Origin of the sequence: Sutcliffiella horikoshii (assembly GCF_020524325.1) — a bacterium.
GTDB lineage: Bacteria > Bacillota > Bacilli > Bacillales > Bacillaceae_I > Sutcliffiella_A > Sutcliffiella_A horikoshii_D.
Genome location: NZ_JAIVKY010000007.1, coordinates 285123 through 306374, shown reverse-complemented (window position 1 = coordinate 306374; position 21252 = coordinate 285123). Strand labels below are relative to the sequence as shown.

General features: G+C 38.5%; 23 protein-coding genes. 1 reads left to right on the top strand and 22 read right to left on the bottom strand.

What is annotated here, in order from left to right:
* The 12 genes from LC091_RS10420 to LC091_RS10365 all read right to left on the bottom strand — a co-directional run bounded on the left by LC091_RS10420 (position 1) and on the right by LC091_RS10365 (position 12355).
* Positions 1-840 (bottom strand): glycosyltransferase family 2 protein, encoded by an 840-nt coding sequence (locus LC091_RS10420; protein WP_226681935.1) that lies wholly within the window; start codon positions 838-840, stop codon positions 1-3.
* A 51-nt stretch (positions 841-891) separates the two neighbouring features.
* Positions 892-2016, bottom strand: coding sequence for a non-hydrolyzing UDP-N-acetylglucosamine 2-epimerase (gene wecB / locus LC091_RS10415; protein ID WP_226681934.1), 1125 nt, complete (start codon positions 2014-2016; stop codon positions 892-894).
* A 3-nt stretch (positions 2017-2019) separates the two neighbouring features.
* A complete protein-coding gene (locus tag LC091_RS10410) occupies positions 2020-3132 on the bottom strand; it encodes a capsular polysaccharide biosynthesis protein CapF (RefSeq protein ID WP_226681933.1) in 1113 nt (370 codons plus the stop codon).
* A gap of 15 nt (positions 3133-3147) precedes the next feature.
* Positions 3148-4185: a nucleoside-diphosphate sugar epimerase/dehydratase gene (locus LC091_RS10405; RefSeq protein WP_226682394.1), complete on the bottom strand. Its 1038-nt coding sequence runs from the start codon at positions 4183-4185 to the stop codon at positions 3148-3150.
* 3 nt (positions 4186-4188) lie between these two features.
* Positions 4189-5376 (bottom strand): glycosyltransferase family 4 protein, encoded by a 1188-nt coding sequence (locus LC091_RS10400; protein ID WP_226681932.1) that lies wholly within the window; start codon positions 5374-5376, stop codon positions 4189-4191.
* Positions 5377-5395: 19 nt separating this feature from the next.
* On the bottom strand, positions 5396-6289 hold the full coding sequence (locus LC091_RS10395; RefSeq protein ID WP_226681931.1) for an NAD-dependent epimerase/dehydratase family protein: 894 nt from the start codon (positions 6287-6289) through the stop codon (positions 5396-5398).
* A gap of 22 nt (positions 6290-6311) precedes the next feature.
* Entirely contained in the window at positions 6312-6947 is a 636-nt protein-coding gene (locus LC091_RS10390) for a sugar transferase (RefSeq protein WP_226681930.1), read from the bottom strand.
* A 586-nt stretch (positions 6948-7533) separates the two neighbouring features.
* Positions 7534-7890 carry a type II secretion system protein gene (locus LC091_RS10385; RefSeq protein WP_226682393.1) on the bottom strand — a complete coding sequence of 119 codons (357 nt, stop codon included), beginning with the start codon at positions 7888-7890 and terminating at the stop codon, positions 7534-7536.
* A gap of 180 nt (positions 7891-8070) precedes the next feature.
* Positions 8071-8964, bottom strand: a complete 894-nt coding sequence (gene galU / locus LC091_RS10380; protein WP_226681929.1) for a UTP--glucose-1-phosphate uridylyltransferase GalU — start codon at positions 8962-8964, stop codon at positions 8071-8073.
* Positions 8965-8979: 15 nt separating this feature from the next.
* A complete protein-coding gene (locus tag LC091_RS10375; protein WP_226681928.1) occupies positions 8980-10815 on the bottom strand; it encodes a polysaccharide biosynthesis protein in 1836 nt (611 codons plus the stop codon).
* Positions 10816-10908: 93 nt separating this feature from the next.
* Positions 10909-11595 carry a CpsD/CapB family tyrosine-protein kinase gene (locus LC091_RS10370; protein ID WP_226681927.1) on the bottom strand — a complete coding sequence of 229 codons (687 nt, stop codon included), beginning with the start codon at positions 11593-11595 and terminating at the stop codon, positions 10909-10911.
* 13 nt (positions 11596-11608) lie between these two features.
* Positions 11609-12355: a YveK family protein gene (locus tag LC091_RS10365; RefSeq protein ID WP_226681926.1), complete on the bottom strand. Its 747-nt coding sequence runs from the start codon at positions 12353-12355 to the stop codon at positions 11609-11611.
* A gap of 289 nt (positions 12356-12644) precedes the next feature.
* Between LC091_RS10365 and LC091_RS10360 the strand changes: the two genes are divergently transcribed.
* Positions 12645-13106, top strand: a complete 462-nt coding sequence (locus LC091_RS10360) for a hypothetical protein (protein WP_226681925.1) — start codon at positions 12645-12647, stop codon at positions 13104-13106.
* A 63-nt stretch (positions 13107-13169) separates the two neighbouring features.
* On the opposite strand, the gene LC091_RS10355 is transcribed toward LC091_RS10360, so the two are convergent.
* From LC091_RS10355 to LC091_RS10310, 10 genes are all read right to left on the bottom strand, one after another.
* Complete coding sequence (locus LC091_RS10355; RefSeq protein WP_148965337.1) at positions 13170-13400, bottom strand: hypothetical protein; 231 nt, start codon at positions 13398-13400, stop codon at positions 13170-13172.
* A 119-nt stretch (positions 13401-13519) separates the two neighbouring features.
* Entirely contained in the window at positions 13520-13951 is a 432-nt protein-coding gene (fabZ, locus tag LC091_RS10350; RefSeq protein WP_148979923.1) for a 3-hydroxyacyl-ACP dehydratase FabZ, read from the bottom strand.
* 80 nt (positions 13952-14031) lie between these two features.
* On the bottom strand, positions 14032-14334 hold the full coding sequence (locus LC091_RS10345; RefSeq protein WP_226681924.1) for a DNA-directed RNA polymerase subunit beta: 303 nt from the start codon (positions 14332-14334) through the stop codon (positions 14032-14034).
* Positions 14335-14362: 28 nt separating this feature from the next.
* Positions 14363-15199, bottom strand: a complete 837-nt coding sequence (locus tag LC091_RS10340; RefSeq protein WP_226681923.1) for a flagellar hook-basal body protein — start codon at positions 15197-15199, stop codon at positions 14363-14365.
* A 33-nt stretch (positions 15200-15232) separates the two neighbouring features.
* A complete protein-coding gene (locus tag LC091_RS10335) occupies positions 15233-16054 on the bottom strand; it encodes a flagellar hook-basal body protein (protein WP_226681922.1) in 822 nt (273 codons plus the stop codon).
* A 549-nt stretch (positions 16055-16603) separates the two neighbouring features.
* A complete protein-coding gene (mreB, locus tag LC091_RS10330; protein WP_226681921.1) occupies positions 16604-17605 on the bottom strand; it encodes a rod shape-determining protein in 1002 nt (333 codons plus the stop codon).
* 524 nt (positions 17606-18129) lie between these two features.
* Positions 18130-18393 carry a sporulation transcriptional regulator SpoIIID gene (gene spoIIID / locus LC091_RS10325; protein WP_010200304.1) on the bottom strand — a complete coding sequence of 88 codons (264 nt, stop codon included), beginning with the start codon at positions 18391-18393 and terminating at the stop codon, positions 18130-18132.
* A gap of 321 nt (positions 18394-18714) precedes the next feature.
* The gene (locus LC091_RS10320) at positions 18715-19350 is read right to left on the bottom strand and encodes a YesL family protein (RefSeq protein WP_226681920.1); all 636 of its coding nucleotides are present in this window, start codon (positions 19348-19350) and stop codon (positions 18715-18717) included.
* On the bottom strand, positions 19351-19845 hold the full coding sequence (locus tag LC091_RS10315; RefSeq protein ID WP_226681919.1) for a hypothetical protein: 495 nt from the start codon (positions 19843-19845) through the stop codon (positions 19351-19353).
* A gap of 48 nt (positions 19846-19893) precedes the next feature.
* On the bottom strand, positions 19894-21180 hold the full coding sequence (locus LC091_RS10310) for an ABC transporter substrate-binding protein (RefSeq protein ID WP_226681918.1): 1287 nt from the start codon (positions 21178-21180) through the stop codon (positions 19894-19896).
* Positions 21181-21252 lie beyond the last annotated feature (72 nt).

Sequence of the window (21252 nt, the reverse complement as noted above, 5' to 3'; positions counted from 1 at the left end):
TCACCTACTATTGTTCTTCATTGCTTCATATATTTTTGCGTCCACTAAGAACCTGTACCAATATGCCTGTAAAACAGCAAAAATTAGACCCTCTTTGCCATCCAAAAACCCAAGTTTTATAATATATCTATACATAAAATAAAATGATGCCCGTATCCCCATAGGTAGCTTGTAATATATTTTATATTTAACTATTCTTTTTATTTTTGCACTCCGATCTAATTTTTCACCATCGTCTATCATTGAAAGATTATTAAAATAGTCTTGAACTTCCTTAGATGAATATTTATTATGTTTATCAATCCAATAAGTAAGATCCTTATAGTCATAATGCAAAGAATCATTCTTTAATTCTACTGATTTTCCTTCTGTTAGAAAAATATGTTCGTCCATATTTCTATCTTCTATATCACCGTAACCATATTTAAATACAAGTAATTTTTTAAATGGGTATATTCCCCCATGTCGTAATTTTCTCCCTAAAAAGTTTACTTCGAACCTTACAATAATACCATTTATATCAGTTTCTTTATTTTCAGAACATATCCTTTCAATTTCATCAGCGGACTTTTTAGTAAGTCTCTCATCTGCATCTATTCTAAAAACCCATTGTGTTTTTATATTAGCGGCCTCTAAACCGTATTTAAATTGATTAGCATGATTAACAAACTTATTTTGAAGCACTTCCGCTCCCAATTTCCTAGCAATTTCCACAGTCCTATCATTACTAAAACTATCAACTACAACAATACGTTTTGATATACTTTTAATTGATTTAATACATTCTTCAATGTTTAACTCTTCATTATAAGTTAATATTAATGTTGTTAGATCTGCCATTTATCCCGCTCCTAAAATATCCAAAAAAAAATTATAAGGATTTATATGTCACTATTTCGACCACACAACTCTATTCACATAATCTGTATATGACAGTATAATCCTTAAAACTTTATCTGAAACATTCGGCATACTGTAATCACCAACAAGCCTTAATGTACCTTTTTCTTGCATTACAAGGATTTCTAACCCTTGTAATATTCTTTCTTTCTTTAAACCTACCATCATTACTGATGCTTCTTCCATGGCTTCTGGTCTTTCATGAGCTTGCCTAATATTAAGTGCTCTTAAACCAAGGATTGAAGACTCCTCACTTATCGTCCCACTATCACTAAGAACTGCTCTAGATTTCATTTGAAGTTTTATATAATCGTTAAAACCTAATGGTTTCATCGTTTTAACTAAGGAATTGAACTCAATTCCTTTAGCTTCTATCATCTTTCTAGTTCTTGGATGAGTACTTACAATTACAGGCAGATTGTATTTCTCAGCAATGGCATTTAAGCTATCCACTAAATCCAAGAAATTAGTTTCTGAATTTATATTCTCTTCTCTATGAGCTGATACTACAAAGTAATTTTCCTCTTCTAAGTTCAATCTATCTAATACATCTGAACTATCTATATCACATTTTCTAGAGTTTAGAACTTCAAACATAGGACTGCCTGTTTTTATAATTCTATCTGAAGGGAATCCTTCTCTAAGAAGATATTCTCTCGCAATATCACTATATGTTAAATTGATATCTGCAGTATGATCAACAATCTTTCTATTAGTCTCTTCTGGGACTCTTTGGTCAAAACATCTATTTCCTGCTTCCATATGGAAGATAGGGATTTGACGTCTTTTGGCTGCAATAGCACACAAACAGCTATTCGTATCTCCTAGCACTAAAAACGCATCTGGTTTTACTTCTTCCATAATAGGATCTATTTTAACCAGTATATTTCCAATTGTTTCTACTGCTGTTCCAGTAGCAGCATTAAGAAAGTAATCTGGTTTTTTAAGATTAAAGTCATTAAAAAACACTTCGTTCAATTCATAATCATAATTTTGACCCGTATGAACAAGTGTGTGTTCGATTGCATTAGAGTCTACTAATTTATTAATGACAGCCGACAACCTTATAATCTCAGGTCTAGTTCCAACAACTGTCATAACTTTTAACTTCTTCATTAATTATACCTCCACGAAATAAGTGTCCGGCTTTTCTGGATCAAAGCACTCATTTGCCCACATTACAGTTACTAAATCACTCTCTCCTACATTAACAATTGAGTGTGTATATCCAGTAGGAATATCTATAACCTGTAACTTTTCACCACTTACTCTATATTCAATAATTTCTTCAGAACCTATATTTCTAAAGCGAATCAAACCTTCACCACTAACAACTAAAAACTTCTCGTTTTTGGTATGATGCCAATGATTTCCTTTGGTGATTCCAGGCTTTGATACATTTACAGAAACTTGTCCTCTCTCCGTAGTTTTTAAAAATTCTGTAAAATAGCCTCTATGATCACAATTCATTTTAAGGTCGTAGGAAAACTGATCTTCTGGTAAAAAACTTAAGTATGTGCTATATAGCTTCTTAGTTAGTTCATCCTCCATATTAGGAATTGATAAATTTGATCTACTTTCTTTGAAACTCTTTATAAGGTCTGCCAATTCTCCGAGTTTTATATTATGTGTTACAGGTACAACACAGAAATCATTCTCTTGTATAGTAGGATTCCCCTCGAGAGCCCTCATGAATTCTTCTAACACATCATCTATATAGCAAAGAATAAGATCTGCATCCGGATTGTTTATTTGAATATCTAAATTTCTAGCTATATTATGACAATATGTGGCTACCACAGTATTGTAGTTAGGTTTACTCCACTTACCAAATAAGTTTGGAAGTCGATATATATAAACTTTTGCATCAGTATCATAATAATAATTGAATAATAAATCCTCTCCGGCTTTCTTACTTCTTCCATAAGGATTTTCCTTTTCTGCTTGAATCGAAGAAGTAATAAGAACAGGAGCTTTATTGTCATGTTTTTTTAATAGTTCTAACAATTGAGAAGTAAAACCAAAATTTCCTTCCATAAATTCATTCTCATTTTTAGGTCTGTTTACCCCAGCTAAATGAAAGACAAAATCACATTGTCTTGTATATTCTTCAAGTAGTGAAGGATTGCTATCCCTAGTAAACTCAAATATATCATTATATCCTTTATTTTTAAGCTCAGCGATAAGATTTTTCCCTACAAAACCCTTTGCACCTGTTACAAGAATTTTCATAAATAAACACCACCTTTAGTTCATTACATAAGCCTTTTTATTCCACGCCTTAAGCTCTCTTTGCACATAGTCTAATTCAAGCAATTTCCCTTTAATTTCTTCAACGTTAAGAAGTTGCGTATTATCAGAATTATATTCATCTACAGTGGTTAGCTTTTGATCCCCTTCAGCAAAATACTTATCATAGTTAAGATCTCTTTGATCAGCACGAACTCTATAGAAACCAGGTAAATCTTCAGACTTTACATATTCCTCTTTCGTAAGAAGTGTTTCGTAACGTTTCTCCCCATGACGGGTTCCAATAATTTTTATTTCATTATCCACATTAAATAATTCTTTTAGAGCTTGAGCAAGGTCTCCAATAGTACTAGCCGGCGATTTTTGTACCATAATATCTCCTGCCTCGGCATTTTGGAATGCAAATACTACTAACTCTACCGCTTCTTCTAAACTCATAAGAAATCTTGTCATATTAGGATCTGTTACAGTTAAAGGCTGACCGCTTTTAATTTGTTCGATAAACAATGGTATAACCGACCCACGTGAGGCCATTACATTACCGTATCTAGTTCCACAAATTAATGTCCTATCTGGATTAACAGTTTTGGACTTAGCAACAAATACTTTTTCCATCATCGCCTTTGAGATACCCATAGCATTAATTGGATATGCAGCTTTATCGGTTGAAAGGCAAATTGCCTTCCTTACTCCATATTCAATAGCAGCCGTTAATACATTATCTGTACCCAATATATTCGTTTTCACAGCTTCTAAAGGAAAAAACTCACAAGATGGTACTTGTTTTAGAGCCGCTGCATGAAAAATATAATCCACGCCATGCATAGCATTTTTAACGCTCGCTAAATCTCTTACATCTCCAAGGTAAAATTTGAGCTTTTCATTTTTGTAAAGTTTACGCATATCATCTTGTTTCTTTTCATCACGAGAGAAAATCCTCACTTCTTTTATATCTGTATTTAAAAACCTCTTCATAACTGCATTTCCAAAAGAACCTGTGCCACCAGTAATTAATAAAGTTTTATCTTTAAACATCATTTATCCCTCCAAATTAGTTAAGGTGTCTTCTAACACCAACATAAATCTTTCTTTGCTGTAATTATTAATGTAATACTCATATGAGTTTTGAGCCATTTTTTCTTTTTCATTACTATTACAAAACTGTATTATTAAATTCGCCAATTCGCTATAATTTTCAGCAGTGCAACACAACCCACACTCAGCATCTTTAATCACTCGATTTGTCTCACCATTGATTGCTCCAATTATAGGTTTGCCTGCTGCCATATATGATTGCACTTTACCTGGAAGCGTGTATGAAATAGCCTTATTATTTTTTAAGGTAATTAACATTGCATCAGCTGATCCATAATAATGTGGCATTTCACTTACTGGTCTTCTTCCGTAATATATGACGTTTTCTAACCCCATTTTTTTGCTTAATAACTTACATTCTTCTAATTTAGATCCATCTCCGACTATATGAAATATGATATTAGAATGCTCACGCAATACATTAGCTGCCTTAACTATTGTTTCTACACTTTGCATATCACCAATATTTCCAGCAAAAACAAAATTATATTTATCACCTTTAGCAACTTCTATGCTTTCAGTAAACAAATCTTCAGCATATTGCGGTATATGATGTATCTTTTTATTGTACACTCCAAGAGTAGAGATGAAATATTCCTCAAACATACTAGAAGTAACCGCTATGCAATCTGCGGAGTTATAAATCCATTGAGATATCTTCATGAAAAATTTATAAATTGTTGAACTTTCTTTGATTCCACCAGCTGCTAAACTATCAGGCCATAGGTCGAGACAGTAAAGCAAAAGCTTTTTCTTATGCCTTCTCTTATAAACAATAGCTGGTATACCCATCATTACCGGCGATAGTTGATTTACATAAACTACATCAAACTTTTCCTTCATAAAAAATGCCTTCAACGATCCTGATAAGGCAAAGCTGAGATAGTTCAAGAAAAGTCTTAACTTATTATTTCCTCGACCTATTTCAAAACTTCGTATAACTTTTACACCGTTTAACACTTCATTCCTCTTCTTACCATTCCGGAATCCATCGAGTACTTGTCCCTCTGGGTAATTTGGGAGGCCTGTAAGTACTGTTACACTGTGTCCCATTTCCACTAATGATTCACATATATCTGAAATACGAAAAGGTTCCGGATAGTAATATTGGCAGACAACTAAGATTTTCATTAACCATAAGCCTCCAAATCTATTGAACCTTTTTTAAATACTCTTTAATTTCAATTTCTAATCCCTCAGATAGCGACATAGGTTGATAACCAAAGTCTTTCACAGCACTTTCATGTGAAAAACTTCTATCTTCCCCCATCCTCTGAACCTTCTCAATATAGTCAACTTTCCCAAGCGTAAAGACACTGAGGAATTTAGCTATAATTACTCCTAATGATAAAGGTACACTAATAAAGGTTGTCTTTTTATCTAGAATCTGACTAATCATCCTAAACAAATCTTTCATTGAGATAGGTTTTTCACCAGATAAAATATAATCACCGCTCATAATATTAGAATTCATTAAAACTTGATAATATGCTTTCCCTAAATCTCTTCCATTAACAGGCTGTAGCATATTCCTACCTTGATTAATAATAGGAAATAACCTTAATTTATCTACCATTTTTATAAAAACAACCATATTTCTATCATTGATGTATCCATAAATCATAGTAGGTCTTAAATAAATTAGACCTACCTTTGAATTATTCTCTTTAATAAGCCTACCAACATTTTCTTCAATAGTCTGATATTCTTCCGAAGCACTCTTATACTTTGAATAAATGCCGGTGGTATGAACAAGTATAGCTCTCTTGACATCATTCTTAATAGCTGCCCTCATTAAAGTAACAGAATAAAAGATAGAAGCTATATGCATAACTGTGGTAACACCGCTCATTACTTCATTCAAAAACTCTTGATTTTCTAAATCTCCAACTACCTTTTCTATATTTAATCCAGAATTATCTATCAAAGTTGTATCAGAATTTTCTCTGACAATGCAACGAATTGGACCTTCATATTTATTTCTAATAAGCTCTTGCAAGAAATACCTGCCACTATGTCCTGTAATCCCTGTAACTAATAACATTGGTTTCTCCACCTCTACCTTTTTACTTTCCCGAAGAGCCTGTCATCTTAGTACTTGCAACTTCCTTTTTAGATCCAGTTCCACCTTCAACAACCCCGTCACGCTTAACAACACTAACAATGGTTCCAAAGAAGCACTTAACATCCATCCAAAGACTTATCTTCTCAACATACTCTCCATCTAACTTAGCCTTAATTTCGATAGGAAGCTCATCCCTCCCATTAATCTGTGCCCAACCTGTCAATCCAGGCGGTACATCATTAGCACCATACTTATCTCTTTCCGCGATCAGATCATACTGATTCCATAGTGCTGGTCTAGGCCCAATTATACTCATCTGTCCTACAAAAATGTTCCAAATCTGTGGAAGCTCATCAAGCGATGTTTTTCTCAGTAATTTACCCATCTTTGTGATATACTGTTCTGGGTTATCTAATAAGTGAGTTGGAGTGTCCTTCGGCGTATCTATTCTCATGGTACGGAATTTCAGTATGTTGAAATTTGTCTTATTAATTCCTACACGCTTTTGCTTAAACAGAACTGGACCTCTTGAGTCAATCTTAATAGAAATAATTAAAATTAAATAAATCGGTGATAAAACTATAAGTCCAATTAAAGAAAGGATGATATCTATCAATCTTTTAACCTTCATATACATCTAGCTGCACTCCTTTAATTTGTTCTTTAGTAGATTAGGACTTAATTAGAAGATCTACGTCTAACCAACTACTAAACCACTAAAATCATTATCTACTACTAATAGCCACCTCGTATTATCTATTCAATCTACCAAGCAAATACGAAATAGATATTTACGATTTTAGCACTTCAAACCGAGTTTCTTCCTATTATATATACCATTCAATCAATCTATAATTCTCACTAAAAACGCCTCAAACCCTTATTCCGCAAGGTTTCCAGCATCTTATCTGATTACGATAGTCAGTTCCTTAATTCCATTCAATATTTTTCCATATTCTATGGTTACCAAAAAGCCCGTCAAATCAACGTTTTCCAAACTCAAAACACTCGATTTTAGCCATTTTATCTTTATATACTAACAAAATGGTACTATGTTATATAGATAAATCCTATATATTGTACAATTTTATGATTTTTCGCTGATTTCAACACAATATGTTGTGGTTATCTCTTAACCATTCTGACTTCCTCATTACCATCCTATCAAAAGAGCACATCTCCCAATTCTCAATGAAGCCTTTTCTATACTCTCTCCAACTCTTCTACAAAAACGGAACGTCTCCACCATCTTCTCTTTCCTCATCATGCACAGTGCATTCCACTTCTCCCTCAACATAATGATACGTTCCATCAACTGGACAAACGTAATCCTCATGATCAAGTAAAAACGGACTGAATACAACATGACTATGATCCTTATCTTCCAACACTAATTCATGATGATATTTCTTTCCTAACTCAGAAGCATTAATGTCACAAACCTTAACCTCAGTCTTCTTAATATGACCAAGTACTGAAGGTACCGCAACAACAGCCAATATCCCTAAAACCACCACAACAGCTAATATCTCAACTAAAGTTAGACCCTCATTTTTTTTACAAAGCTCCTTAACATATATCTACACCAGCCTTCCGATGTATTTATACACAAAAAAATAAAGGGGCATTTAACCCCACCTCACACCACACCTCTGATAACTCCTCCGTATTTAAGGTGGAGATCGCTCCCCACCCACAGTGCAACCGAGTGCCCCCTTTGATAAAGGTAAGGAGACATCACCTTTTATTGCTTCATTTATTTAAATGGTAGTCTTCGATTTTTCTACCAACTGTTCCATATAATCTACAATCTGCTCCCGCAAGTCGTCTCGTTCTAATGCAAAATCCAACTGCGCCTTAATAAATCCAAACTTATCCCCAACATCATGTCGTACTCCACTGAACTCATAAGCAACAACCATCTGTTTTTCATTTAATTCTTTAATAGCGTCCGTCAATTGTATTTCCCCACCTGCACCAGGCGCTTGTGTTTCTAGGATGTCGAAAATCTCAGGACGAAGGATATACCTTCCCATAATGGCATGGTTAGATGGCGCTTCTTCCATTTTTGGTTTTTCTACTAAGCTATCAATATGGAAGCAATGCTCATCGATTTCTCCGTTTTTCTTGGAGATGACACCATACTTGGATACGTCCTCCATCGGTACTTGCTGGACACCCAGAACGGAAGAGTTAAATCGATCATATACTTCGATGAGTTGTTTCAAGCACGGCTTCTCAGGAGAGTAAACAATATCATCCCCCAGTAGTACAGCAAACGGCTCATCGCCAATAAAGCGCTTCGCACATCCGATTGCATGTCCAAGACCAAGAGGTTCTTTTTGACGGATGTAATGGATGTTTGCTAGTTTGGAGATTTCTTGAATCTCTTCTAACTGATCAAACTTTCCTTTCTTCGCCAACGTCTCTTCTAACTCATAAGACTTATCAAAATGATCCTCAATCGCACGTTTCCCACGGCCACTGACAATAATGATGTCTTCAATTCCAGAAGCAACTGCCTCTTCAATAATAAATTGGATAGTTGGTTTATCCACGATAGGTAACATTTCCTTTGGTTGAGCTTTTGTTGCAGGAAGGAACCGTGTTCCTAAGCCTGCTGCTGGAATGATGGCTTTTCTAACTTTTTGCATGTTGTATTCCTCCTTTTAAACAGAAACTTTTTGTGCATATACATGCTTTAGCTCATCTTCTTTGTTATTCGCGACCGATAGAAGATAGCTTCTCAATTCTGCTTCGCTCATCTGTTCGAAATTATTTAAAAAGTAACTTAAAATCATTTCATCCTTTAAAGGCGCTTTCCCAATATGAATTTTCGGGAAGATATCCGCTTTATGGATTTCATTTTCGTTTAAAAGTTCTTCGTACATTTTTTCACCAGGTCTGATACCAGAATAGCGGATACCAATCTCATCAATGGAGTAACCGGAAAGGGTGATTAGGTTTTTCGCTAGATCGACAATTTTAACCGGTTCCCCCATGTCTAAGACGAAAACCTCTCCACCGCGTGCTAGCGTACCTGCCTGAATTACTAGTCTTGAAGCTTCCGGAATGGTCATGAAATAACGAGTCATATCTGGATGTGTTACCGTTACTGGACCGCCAGCTTGAATTTGCTTTTTAAATAGAGGAATAACACTCCCCCTACTCCCAAGCACATTCCCAAAACGAACAGCAACAAACTTCGTCTCGCTTTCCTGTGCCAATTGCTGAACGACCATTTCTGCAAAACGCTTAGTGGAACCCATGATGTTGGTCGGGTTTACTGCTTTGTCAGAGGAAACGAGTACAAACGTATCAACTCCGAATGTATCCGCCGCTTCTGCGACATTTTTGGATCCAAAGATATTGTTCTTCACCGCTTCTTCCGGGTTACGCTCCATCAAAGGTACATGCTTATGTGCAGCTGCATGGTAGACTACGTCTGGCTTGTACTTTTCCATGATGGTGAAGATTTTGCTTCTATCTTGTATGTCTGCAATTTCAGTATGGATGTTGATGGTAGTATCGTATTTGGCACGAAGCTCCAACTCGATGGAGTAAATGCTATTCTCTCCGTGACCGAGCAATATCAGGTTTTCAGGAGTAAAGTTTGATATCTGACGACAGATTTCCGAGCCGATGGAACCGCCCGCTCCTGTTACGAGAACTGTTTTTCCTGTGATAGATTCCGAGATACTGGCCATATCTAGTTTTACAGGATCCCTACCTAGTAAGTCTTCTACCTCTACATCACGGAACTCGTTAACGGAAACTTTTCCTGACATGAGATCTTCAAGCATGGGGATAATCTTCGTTTTTGCATCTGTCTTAACGCATTCTTGGTAGATGGTGTTGATTTCTTTTTTACCAAGTGAGGGGATTGAAATAATGATGTTGTCAATTTCCATCTTTTCTACAATAGTTTCAATGTCACGAACTCCACCGTTTACGGGTACACCTAGAATTTGAAGCTTTTGTTTTTTCGGGTCGTCATCCACGAAAGCTACAGGGATTAAGTCTGCTTCCCTATTTTGAAGCAGTTGTCGCGCTACCATTGTTCCTGCTGCACCAGCTCCCACAATGAGGGTGCGTTTTTTGTTCATAGCTTTCTTGTAATAGAAATCGCGGTAAACTCGCCAAGAAAAGCGGGAACCACCTATAAAAATCATATGTAACATCCAAGTGATAATTAAAACGCGTAAGTATATGTCACCGTCAACTATAAGCTGGACAAAACCTGCCACAGTGACGGAGTAGGTTACTGCCTTGGAGATCCCCATCAATTCACCGATACTGGCATATTCCCATGCTTTATTGTAGAGCTTGTAGGAATAGGCAAATAAATGGTGCCAAATAATTAACGTTAACGAACTGTAGAATAAAGTTTCAGAGTTAAGCGGACTCTCATTGGGCATGATGAGCCAAAAGCTAAAATAGATGCTTGTCAAAACAATTAGCGAGTCGACAAAAATCAGTAACGAAAGTCGTTTTTTATAGGTCACGGTGGTACCCTCCTTTTCTTTTGAATTTTATGTAAATATTATAGTATTATAGTCATGTTTTCAGGCCGAAAAAGAGGAGGATGAAACATCCTCTTATTTTCCACCGTAGTAGTAGTAATACGAACTATCTTTTTGTTTTTTCATGTTTAATACAACACCAAGCAGCTTAGCTTTTGCGGAATTCAGTAATTCTTTCGCTTTCATGGCACTATCCTTGTCTGTAGAGCCGCTTGCGATAACCAAAACTGTCCCGTCACATTGATTTGCCAGGATCTGTGCGTCTGTAACAGCAAGGACAGGAGGGGTATCAAAAATCACCATATCGTAACTATGGTATGCAGCAGCAAGAAGGTCTTCCATCGCTCTGGAACTCAATAACTCTGCCGGGTTCGGAGGGATTGGTCCACTTGTCATGATATCTAGGTTTTGAATGCGCGTTGGCTGGATGGTCTCACTTAGAGTAGTTTGCCTAGTGAGTACAGTCGTCAAGCCCCTGAAGTTGTCTTGCTGGAATGTGTAATGTGCAGTTGGCTTTCTTAAATCTGCATCCACAAACAACACCTTTTTCCCTTGCTGTGCATTTACCACTGCTAGGTTACTAGCCGTGGTGGATTTTCCTTCAGACGGTCCTGAAGATGTCACCATAATCGAACGCAACTGCTCATCTACAGATGAAAATTGAATATTAGTTCGGATGGTTCTGTATTGCTCTGAAATAGGAGACTTCGGTAGTTTATCGGAAATCAGGTGGCGACTTGTCGTTGCTTTTGCCTTTGTCATCAGTTTGTTCTTTTTAAGAGCCAACTGTCTCACCCCTTGTTCTCGTTTTCGCTTGTCGCTGTTGTCTTATTGCTTCTTGAACATCTTTATCTTCAATAATTGTGATCGATCCGAGTACAGGTAAGCCAAGTAGCTTTTCCACGTCTTGTTCGTTTCTTACTGTGTTGTCTAAGAACTCTAATAGAAATGCTAGTCCAACGCCTGCCATTAGGCCTACCACGAAGGCAATTGCCATGTTAAGCACAGGTTGTGGTTTAATTGGGGAGGAATTTATTTCAGCAGGTGTAATAACCTGTACACTATTGATGTTCATATCCATCAGGCCTGTTGCTACATTTTTGAATACTTCTGCTGTTGTATTGGAAATGTTGGCTGCCATTACAGGATCTTCGTGTTCTACTGTAATCTTTAATACTTGAGAGTTTCCTTCAGGACCGACAGAAATTTTAGAACCCAGTGAAGTGACTGTTTCTTTTCCATCTAATTCTTGACTTACTTCTTTTAGTATTACGTCGCTCTTTATAATGAATTTGTATGTTTCAATTATTTCTACATTGGTTCGAATCTGGTTTGCATCTACCATACCCTGTTGATTAGATTGATTTACTAGAAGTTGCGTAGAAGATTGATAGATTGGCGTTAATAAGAAATAGCTCACTACTCCACTGGCTGTTGTTGCTAAGACGGTTAAGAGTACGATGAGCCATAGTCGTTTTTTTATGGTTTGAAATAGTTCTTTTAGACTAATAGTTTCTTCCATGAGAGCCTCCGATAATTTTATGGTTAATTTACTTTTCTACATATATTTTCAAATAATTCTACACAGAAACTATTATAAGTTAGATTACCTTACATATCTACATAATAATTGTAATTTCTATGTAATAAAAGAGGAAATTCCTTGAAAGCGTTATTTGGTTTCGAGTAATTTTTTACAATTAACTCGCTTTTTGTCGAATGATTGATGAAGTTTGTCGAACCTATAATATATTGAGGAGTTCCGCATATAAATAGTTGTATCTAAATGGACGAACTTAGGGGAGATTTTTATGCGGAGAAGGAGAAATCCAGTTGTCGTTTTACTTATTGCTGCAGGTATGAGTATTTTATTAGTTTATATTCTTTCTACTTTTTTAATGAGTGCTGAGAGAAAGGTTAAAAGAGTGGTTTATGAGTTTTATGAATATGAAAGTGCCTCACAGTACAGCCATTCCTGGGAGTTGCTACATACAAAGATGAGAGCACGATTTGATAGAGGGAGTTACGTGCAGGATCGTGCCCATGTATTTAATGGACACTTTGGAGCCGACACATTTTCTTTTGATATAGGGGATACAAAGAAGATACAGAAATGGAAGATGGAGAAGGACGGAGAAGCGTTTGAAACTGTTTATAAACTTGAAGTGAAACAAGAGTATCACGGAAAGTATGGGCACTTTATCTTTGTGCAATTTGTGTATGTTGTTCAGGAAGACGGGGAGTGGAGGATATTGTGGGACTATAAGAAGTAGAGAGGCTAATTGAATACTGAAAAGGGACAGCATGCAGCACTGTCCCCCGTTTTATGAAAGAGATTACTGCTGGTCTTCTTCCTCTTCCATTTCCATATCTTCTTCCATGTTCTCTTCGTCTTGCTCCATATCTTCTTCCATGTTGTTCTCATCTTCCATTTCAGGATCTGCAGGTTCTTCCATTGGTGGCTCTTCTTCTGGCGGAGGAACATCCTGATTGTTTGCTGCACATCCTGTAATTAGCATCGCTGCTAAAGCAGTACCAGTTAATTTTAATAACCATTTGCTGTTCATATAAACCTTCTCCTTTCGTAAATGGAATTTCAAGACCTTGTTAGCTCACGTTGCTTGGTCCCTTTTTATATTCCCCATTTTTTGAGAAAGCTTGCATGATTATTGCAAATTTCTTCAAATTACTGCTTTGGTCCTAGCGCAAACATCATTTCCAGCTCACAGACAAGTTGTCCATCAACTGTTGCAACGCCCTTGCCTTTACCAATGCTGCCGCGTACTCTTGTCATTTCCACTTCCAGACGAAGCTGGTCCCCAGGCACTACTTGCTTCTTGAATCGGCAGTTATCAATTCCGGTAAAGAACGCAAGGCGCCCTTTGTTTTCTTCTTTTTTTAGCATAGCTACCGCTCCAACTTGTGCTAATGCTTCTACAATAAGCACTCCTGGCATGACTGGGAATTCCGGGAAGTGACCGTTAAAGAATTCTTCGTTGGCTGTAACATTCTTGATGCCGATTGCGCGCTGGCCTTCTTCCAATTCGACAATTCTGTCGATGAGAAGGAATGGATATCTATGTGGAATGATTGCTTTAATTTCGTTAATATCAAGCATGAATTTGTGACCTCCTACTAATAGTTACTTACAATTATAAAGGAAGGCATAAAAAATAGGAAGTCCTTTGTAAGGCTTCCTTAGTCTTTGTTAACAAGATCTATTATATGTTGCCATGTTTCTTTTTCGAGGACTTCCATTGGATTTCCTCCTCCAAGGACTCCGTAGCCAACCATTGCCCCTGCCACGACAGCTATAGCCATCGCCGCTAAGAGTATTAGGATACGCAACCAAATTGGTATAAGGCGAATGCGCCATTTTAATTTTTCTGGACGCTCCTGTTCTTCTGATGCTGCTATTTCTTCGTTTTGCTTTACTTTATTTTTCTGAGCTTTGCGCAATTCTTCCCTTGTTAAGCTCTTTTTTGGTTCTTTTTGTTCCATTGCGCAACCTCCTCTATGACTATATTCATTACGATTTCAATCCGTTCACAAGCCCCATCATTTGATCGGCAAACGAAATGGATCGAGCATTAAATTGATACGAACGCTGCATAAGCGTCATTTCGGTCATTTCTGATGCCAGGTCTACATTGGACTGCTCGAGCATTCCTTGTTTAATATTTATGTCGTTCCGTGCTGCTCCTTGGATATACTGCACCACGTCTTGTGGGTTGGCAACATCAACTGGCGGTAGAGCAAACAAAGAGCCTGGTCTTGCTTGCAACATTTGCGGGCGGATGACTTGAGCCATTCCAAGTTCTCTGGCTACTGCTTGTCCGTTCGTTAGTTCTGCTAGGATGATTCCTTCAGGTTGTAGCTTAATTCCTTTTACATTTTCGGGTAGGACAATTGGTTGCTCGTTGCTATCAAGTACCGGATGCCCTTCTCCTGTTACAAGCATCACTTCTGTGTTGTTAATCGGTGATAAATAGAATACACCATTTCGCGTGAATTGTGTACTTGTCTCCCCGTTTTCGGTCACTTGAACTGTGAAGAACTGTTCTTCTTTCGCTAGTGCAAAGTCTAGCATACGATCGGTGTTTTTTAAAGTACCTTGTGTTAGGTTGAGCTTTGTCTGGGCAAGACCTGCACCAGATGACATGCGGATTCCTAAAGGTGTATTTCTTATGTTTTCGTACTGATTGAGGGTTTGGTTATTGCTTTGCTGGACTAAGAGTTCTTGGAATGACGATTGGCGATTTTTATAGCCGACGGTATCTACATTGGCGATATTATGGCCGATGGTGTCAAGTTGCTTTTGCAGTTGATTCATTGTGTTGGTTGCGTTTAGCATGATTCTGCTCATTTTAGTTGGTGCCCCCTTTCTTTAGTACTAGTTTTAGTTGATGCGTCCAATCTCATTGGCTGCTTTTTGCATGCTCATGTCATATGCTTGAATGACTTTTTGGTTGGCTTCGAAAGCTCTGTAAGCTGCTGTCATATCTGCCATTGTTTGACCTGCGTCAACATTAGAGCGTTCTATATGGCCTTGTAGGACCTGGAAGGCTGTTCCAGGTGTATTGATGGCAGTTGGCAGTGCTTCGCCATTATTTAGGCGGTACATGCCGATATTATCTCGTGTGAGAGCATTAGCATCTGGTGCAAGGGCTATGCCAATTCGTGTGTTGAAAGTTCCATTTTCTAGAATGGTGCCATCTTGTTGTAGCTCGAAATTGTCGGATTGTAGTTGAATTCTATTGTTGTTTTCATCTAAGACGTACAAACCATTGTTAGAGGTCAGAAAGCCTTGTTGGTCAATGGCGAAGTTTCCGTTTCTCGTGTATCTTGGTGTGCCGTCTTGGTTTTCTACCGTGAAGAAGATAGATGCTCCTTCAGGGAGAGTTTGATTTAAGATAGCAAGGTCTGTTTGGTTGCCTGTTGGACGCATGTCGCCTTGGATGTGTTTTGGTGCTGTTTCTTGTAGATAGACGCCTGTATGTAGTCCTCCGATTGGCTGGTTCTGGGAGAAGGAAATGGGTTTGGTTGTTGGGATATTGGCTCGCTCCATTTTTTTTAGGAGTAGTTCTGGAAAGGCTCTTAGGGACGATTGGTCCGCTTTGTAGCCTGGTGTATTGGCGTTGGAAAGGTTATTTGATAGCATTTCCATTCTCCGCTGCTGGGAGATCATACCTGCTGTTGCTGTGTGGAATCCACGTAACATGATAAGGTTCACCTCTTAGTTTTGTTAACGTACATAATTGTCTACTTTCTATTATAGTATAAATTTCAAATTGTCGATATATGTAATTTTGTGAATGTTTTGGAGAATGTTAATAAGCGCCTGCGATTAGGCGCTTATTTGGTGGTATTTATGGAGTTGTTGGTTATGGTAATTTAGTTTTTTGATTAGTGATTGTTTGACCGTTTCGTCTAAACAGTCTTGAATGAGGATCTCGTGGTAGTTTGCTCTGATTGTGTGCCACTTTATGATAAGGTTTTGGATCAATTTGGGACACCTCCGTTTTTGGGTGTGGTTGTGTAATATTTATACCCTTCGTAGAGCATTTATAACTTTTTAGGGGTATGGAGGTGCATTTGAGGTTATAGGACTAGGTTTTTGGGGCTAAGGAGGGAGTCAGACCCCCGCGAGGGGGATTTAATTATCTTTTGGTATTTTTTAAGGGGGACAGACCCCCTTTAGATGTTGCTCTTTATTTTGGTTTTTTAATAAAGAAAAGGAGCAGCCTTGGCGGGTGCTCCTTTGGTTTGGTTAGGCGAAACTTTTTCTTGGTAGGCTGTCGATGTGGTCGAGCATGATGCCTGTGCCGATTGCTACGCAGTCCATTGGTTGTTCTGCTACTAGGACTGGGACTTTTAGTTCTTCTGCCAGTAGTTGGTCCATTCCGTGAAGGAGTGCTCCTCCGCCTGTAAGGATGACGCCGCGGTCGATGATGTCGGCGGATAGTTCAGGTGGTGTGCGTTCTAGGACGCTTTTTGCTGCTTGCACGATCACTTGAACGGATTCGCGTAGTGCTTCTTCGATCTCTTCAGATTTTACGGTGATGGTTTGTGGCAGTCCGCTTACCATGTCGCGTCCGCGGATGTCGATGGATTCGCTGCGGCCACCAGGGAATACGGTTGCGATTTCGATCTTGATGTTTTCGGCTGTGCGCTCACCGATTAGAAGCTTGTACTTCTTTTTGATGTATTGAAGAATTTCAGCATCGAATTTGTCTCCGGCCATTTTAATGGAGGAAGCGGTTACGATGTCACCCATGGAAAGGACTGCAACGTCTGTTGTTCCGCCGCCGATATCGACTACCATGTTCCCGCTCGGTTGGAAGATATCCATGCCAGCACCGATTGCTGCTACTTTTGGCTCTTCTTCTAGGTAAACTTTTTTGCCGCCGCTCTTTTCTGCCGCTTCTCTGATTGCTTTTTGCTCAACGGACGTGATGTTTGTCGGGCAGCAGATGAGGATACGTGGTTTGGATAGGAATCCTTTTACGTTCAGTTTTTTGATGAAGTGTTTAAGCATTGCTTCTGTTACTTCAAAGTCTGCGATAACGCCGTCTTTTAGCGGACGCATTGCGACGATGTTTCCAGGTGTACGGCCGACCATCTTGCGGGCCTCTTCCCCTACTGCCAATACTTTTCCTGTGTTGGTATCAAGTGCTACTACGGACGGTTCGTTCAGGACGATCCCTTTTCCTTTTACGTGGATGAGTACGTTCGCTGTACCCAGGTCAATTCCGATATCTCTTGCAAACATCTTACTGTTTTCCTCCTTGCGTTTATGCTTTTTTGGCTATTTTGCTGTTGCTGGCGACTTTTATCTGAATGTTCTTTGTTTGTTTGGTTGCTATTGCTAATTTTGAACACTATCTTTAGTCCTAATTGTATATTCTATCACATTTTACTAAATAAAGGTGAAATTTAACAATGGATGTGTGTCATTTTTTTGAGTATTTTGTCGAAAGGAGGAGGGGGTTCTTGGAGGCGGAGGCGCGGGTGAGGAGGTCTGGGGTGGATTGGGTGGGATGAAGACAGTTTCGAGTGAGATTTTATGGTGAGATTGTCTTCATCGTTGCAATGAAGACAGTTTGGATGGGATTTTCCGCTTGAGATTGTCTTCATCATTGGGATGAAGACAGTTTCATCGTATTTTTGCTGCTGAAAGTGTCTTCATCAGCATGTATGCGGGGCGCTTGGAGCAGCCGGGTAAACGCCAGTCGTGGATCCGGCCCCGAAAAACCAAAAATACCAGAGCATCCAATCCGCCCTGGTATCTCCTGTTTATTTTACGGCTTCTTCCTCTTTCTTGTACTTCATCTTGGTTGCTTCGCCGCCCCGTAAATGCCTGATGGATTTATGGTAATCAAGGATTGTTTTGACTTCGTTTGCTAAGTCTGGGTTGATCTCTGGCAGTCTTTCGGTCAAGTCCTTGTGGACAGTACTTTTGGAAACGCCAAATTCTTTCGCTATCACGCGAACTGTTTTCTTTGTCTCCACGATATACTTTCCAATCTTGATAGTTCTCTCTTTGATGTAATCGTGCACACCACTCGCCCTCCCTAAATTGTGGATGTTGAGAAGTGTGAAATGAGACTCGCTTATACCGATGTAACGAAGTGCATATATTTATAGTTGTATATGAAACAAAAGTAGGATGGCTGGTGTAATTCTTCGAGACAATCTACGATCCCTCACCTCAAACACTCTCTTTGTATGTTTGGTTTGTATCAGTTTATTAGCTTGGTTGGTTGTTTATGCCAACAATGTCAAGAGGGACAAGGCTTTTGTTTGATTTTTTTGAAAAATAACACAATAATTGTTTTCTAAACGTAAATTACAGGGTTGCTTAAGGGACAAAAATCTAATTTAAGACATGGTCCTCTCACGGTATAATCCATCATTCTTTTTCAGCACACGAGATAAGGTTACATGGTTTATTGCTAACAAACTTGCCCCAAGCAATACGACTAGTCCAGGATGAAGGATCAGCAGAAGCACTATCATTAAAAGGGAAGTCAGAATTGCTACTAACGTTTTAAATGGTGTTTTCAATCCTTGTATCAAACTATTCCTTAATTTCTGAAAGAGGCTCCAATCCTCAGGATAGGACGTTGTCACATAGTTCACGATGAGAATGAGGGCCCCTGCAATTAATTGTATGGTGAGGAACTTCCCAAGTGTATGTATAGCAGAATAACTAGCAAAGAAGAATTTCACGTCCATCCATAAAACTATCCCTAATACTAGGAAAAACAATGATGCGGTAATATTGCTCTTCCACTCTTTCTTAAACTCTATCCAGAAATATGGGAAGACTTTAAATGTCTCCTGCTCCACTAGCCACCTTTTCATGATAAGGTGCATCACCTTGGTAGCAGGAATCCAACCGAAGATCACGGCTCCTATACTGGTGAAGAAAATCCATAACAGATTCAGATAGACCAGTTTTACCAACCAATCCATGATACGGTAAAGTCCATTGTCTGTGACTGTTTGCATCATTTATTCCTCCTTGTCCAAAAGATTTCTTAATACTTCCATACTCGTCTCTTTTTTGTCACTGAAACTTGGGATAAAGGCAACTAAGGTTTGTTGTGTTTGGTTATAGGGGATAAGCCCAGGGGGGAGGGTGGCGCCGAAAAACTTTTGTTCATCCATCAACATTTCTACATCCGAATTCTCGACGCTAATCTCTAAAGGCTCAAGGCCGCTTTTTCCTGCGAGAGCCTCTACATACTCTCTTTCAGTCACATATAGATCTCCAGCTTGTTGAGAGAGTAGAATAGCAAATTTCTCTTTGGAAAGCGGGTGGAGTTCTACGTTTATGGGATAATCTTCCGTTCTTTTTTGCAACTCTTTTTCCACGTCATCCTGATAAACCGGGGGAATATTGGAGAATATCATGATGCTCAATGCATCATCTTTGATCTCCTCTTGGCATCCAGCCAATATAAGAATTACCAGCATTCCAAGTAAAACATGTCTGTAACCTGCCATTGTTACCCCCCGCTTCATAAAAAGAGAGGTTATTCACCTCTCTTCACTCTAATTAACCATATCTTCAAATACTTTTTTCAGTTGTTCGTACGCAGCCTCCGGTTCTATTTGGCCAAAGGACAGTTCCTCTCCGACTTGTCTGTAACCATTGTTTTGGAAGTCTCCCCATCCTTTTGGACCTCCATTGAAGATTTGTCCGTCAGGCGCTGTTTCTTCAATTAAAGTTAGCTGGGAAAGTTCGGATTGTCCAAAGTTTTCTTTCATGGAATCCAAGATGGTATTGGATACAGGTATTCCACGAGTAACTCCAAGAATTTCTGCTGCTTCTGGGTCATTAATGAAGAAATCAATAAACTTTTGCGCTTCTTCTTTGTTCTTAGAATGTTCACTCACTGCCCAGAACATAGAAGGCTTTAAGTAACCGCCAGCTTCTTCGCTCCTAGGTGCTTTTACAAGCTCGTAAGTATCTGGCTGAACACTGTCATAGCTCGGAAACTGGGCTGCAAAAGATTGTTTGATAAGGACCGTATTGTTTAAAAGTAAATCCTGCTTTGGATCATATTCCTGTTCTGATACGGTTACATCCGGTGGTGTCACTACCCCAAGCTCGCGAAGCTCACTGAAGATGTTGACCCATTCCAACCATGTTTCTTTATCAATATTAAAGGAACCATCTTCTTTGGAAAGATGACCTTTTCCTTTACTTAGCTGATACATTTCGTAAATGGATGCATCGTACGTAAAGTCTCTAAGCACATATTTTCCTTCTTCAAGCTTTGGCTGTATCTCTTTCGCCATATTAAATAGATCATCCCATGTCCATCCCGCTTCTGGAAGAGGAACGCCCAATTTCTCAAACACGGATTTGTTGTATACCAATCCATATGCATTGTTTCCTAAAGCAATCGAGTATAGCTTGTCATTGTACTTGCCCGAATCCACCAGTGATTGATCAATATCCGTTGTATTGACTTTATCTAGCTCTGCCAGTTGATTTCTAGAGGCATACTCCTGGAAGAATTGTGCATCCATTTGGATGATATCTGGTGCATTTTTTGCCGCAGATTGAGTAGCAAGCTTGTCCCAGTATCCATCCCATCCTGAATATTCCATCTCAAATGTAATATCAGGATTTTTTTCTTTGTATAGCTCCAAAACTTTAACCGTTGCGTCATGCCTTTCTTGAGATCCCCACCATACAATTCGGAGCTTGCCGCTGGAACCATTATCATCTGAATTTGCATTGTTGCTGCTTGCACTGCATGCTGCTAGACTTAACATTAATACAGAAGCTATCAGCAATACTAACCACTTTTTACATGTATTTTTCCTCAAGACAATCCATCCCCCTTAGTTGTTTTTCATTCTTGTACCAAGTATAAAGCGCTTTCAATGGAGTTTATATAA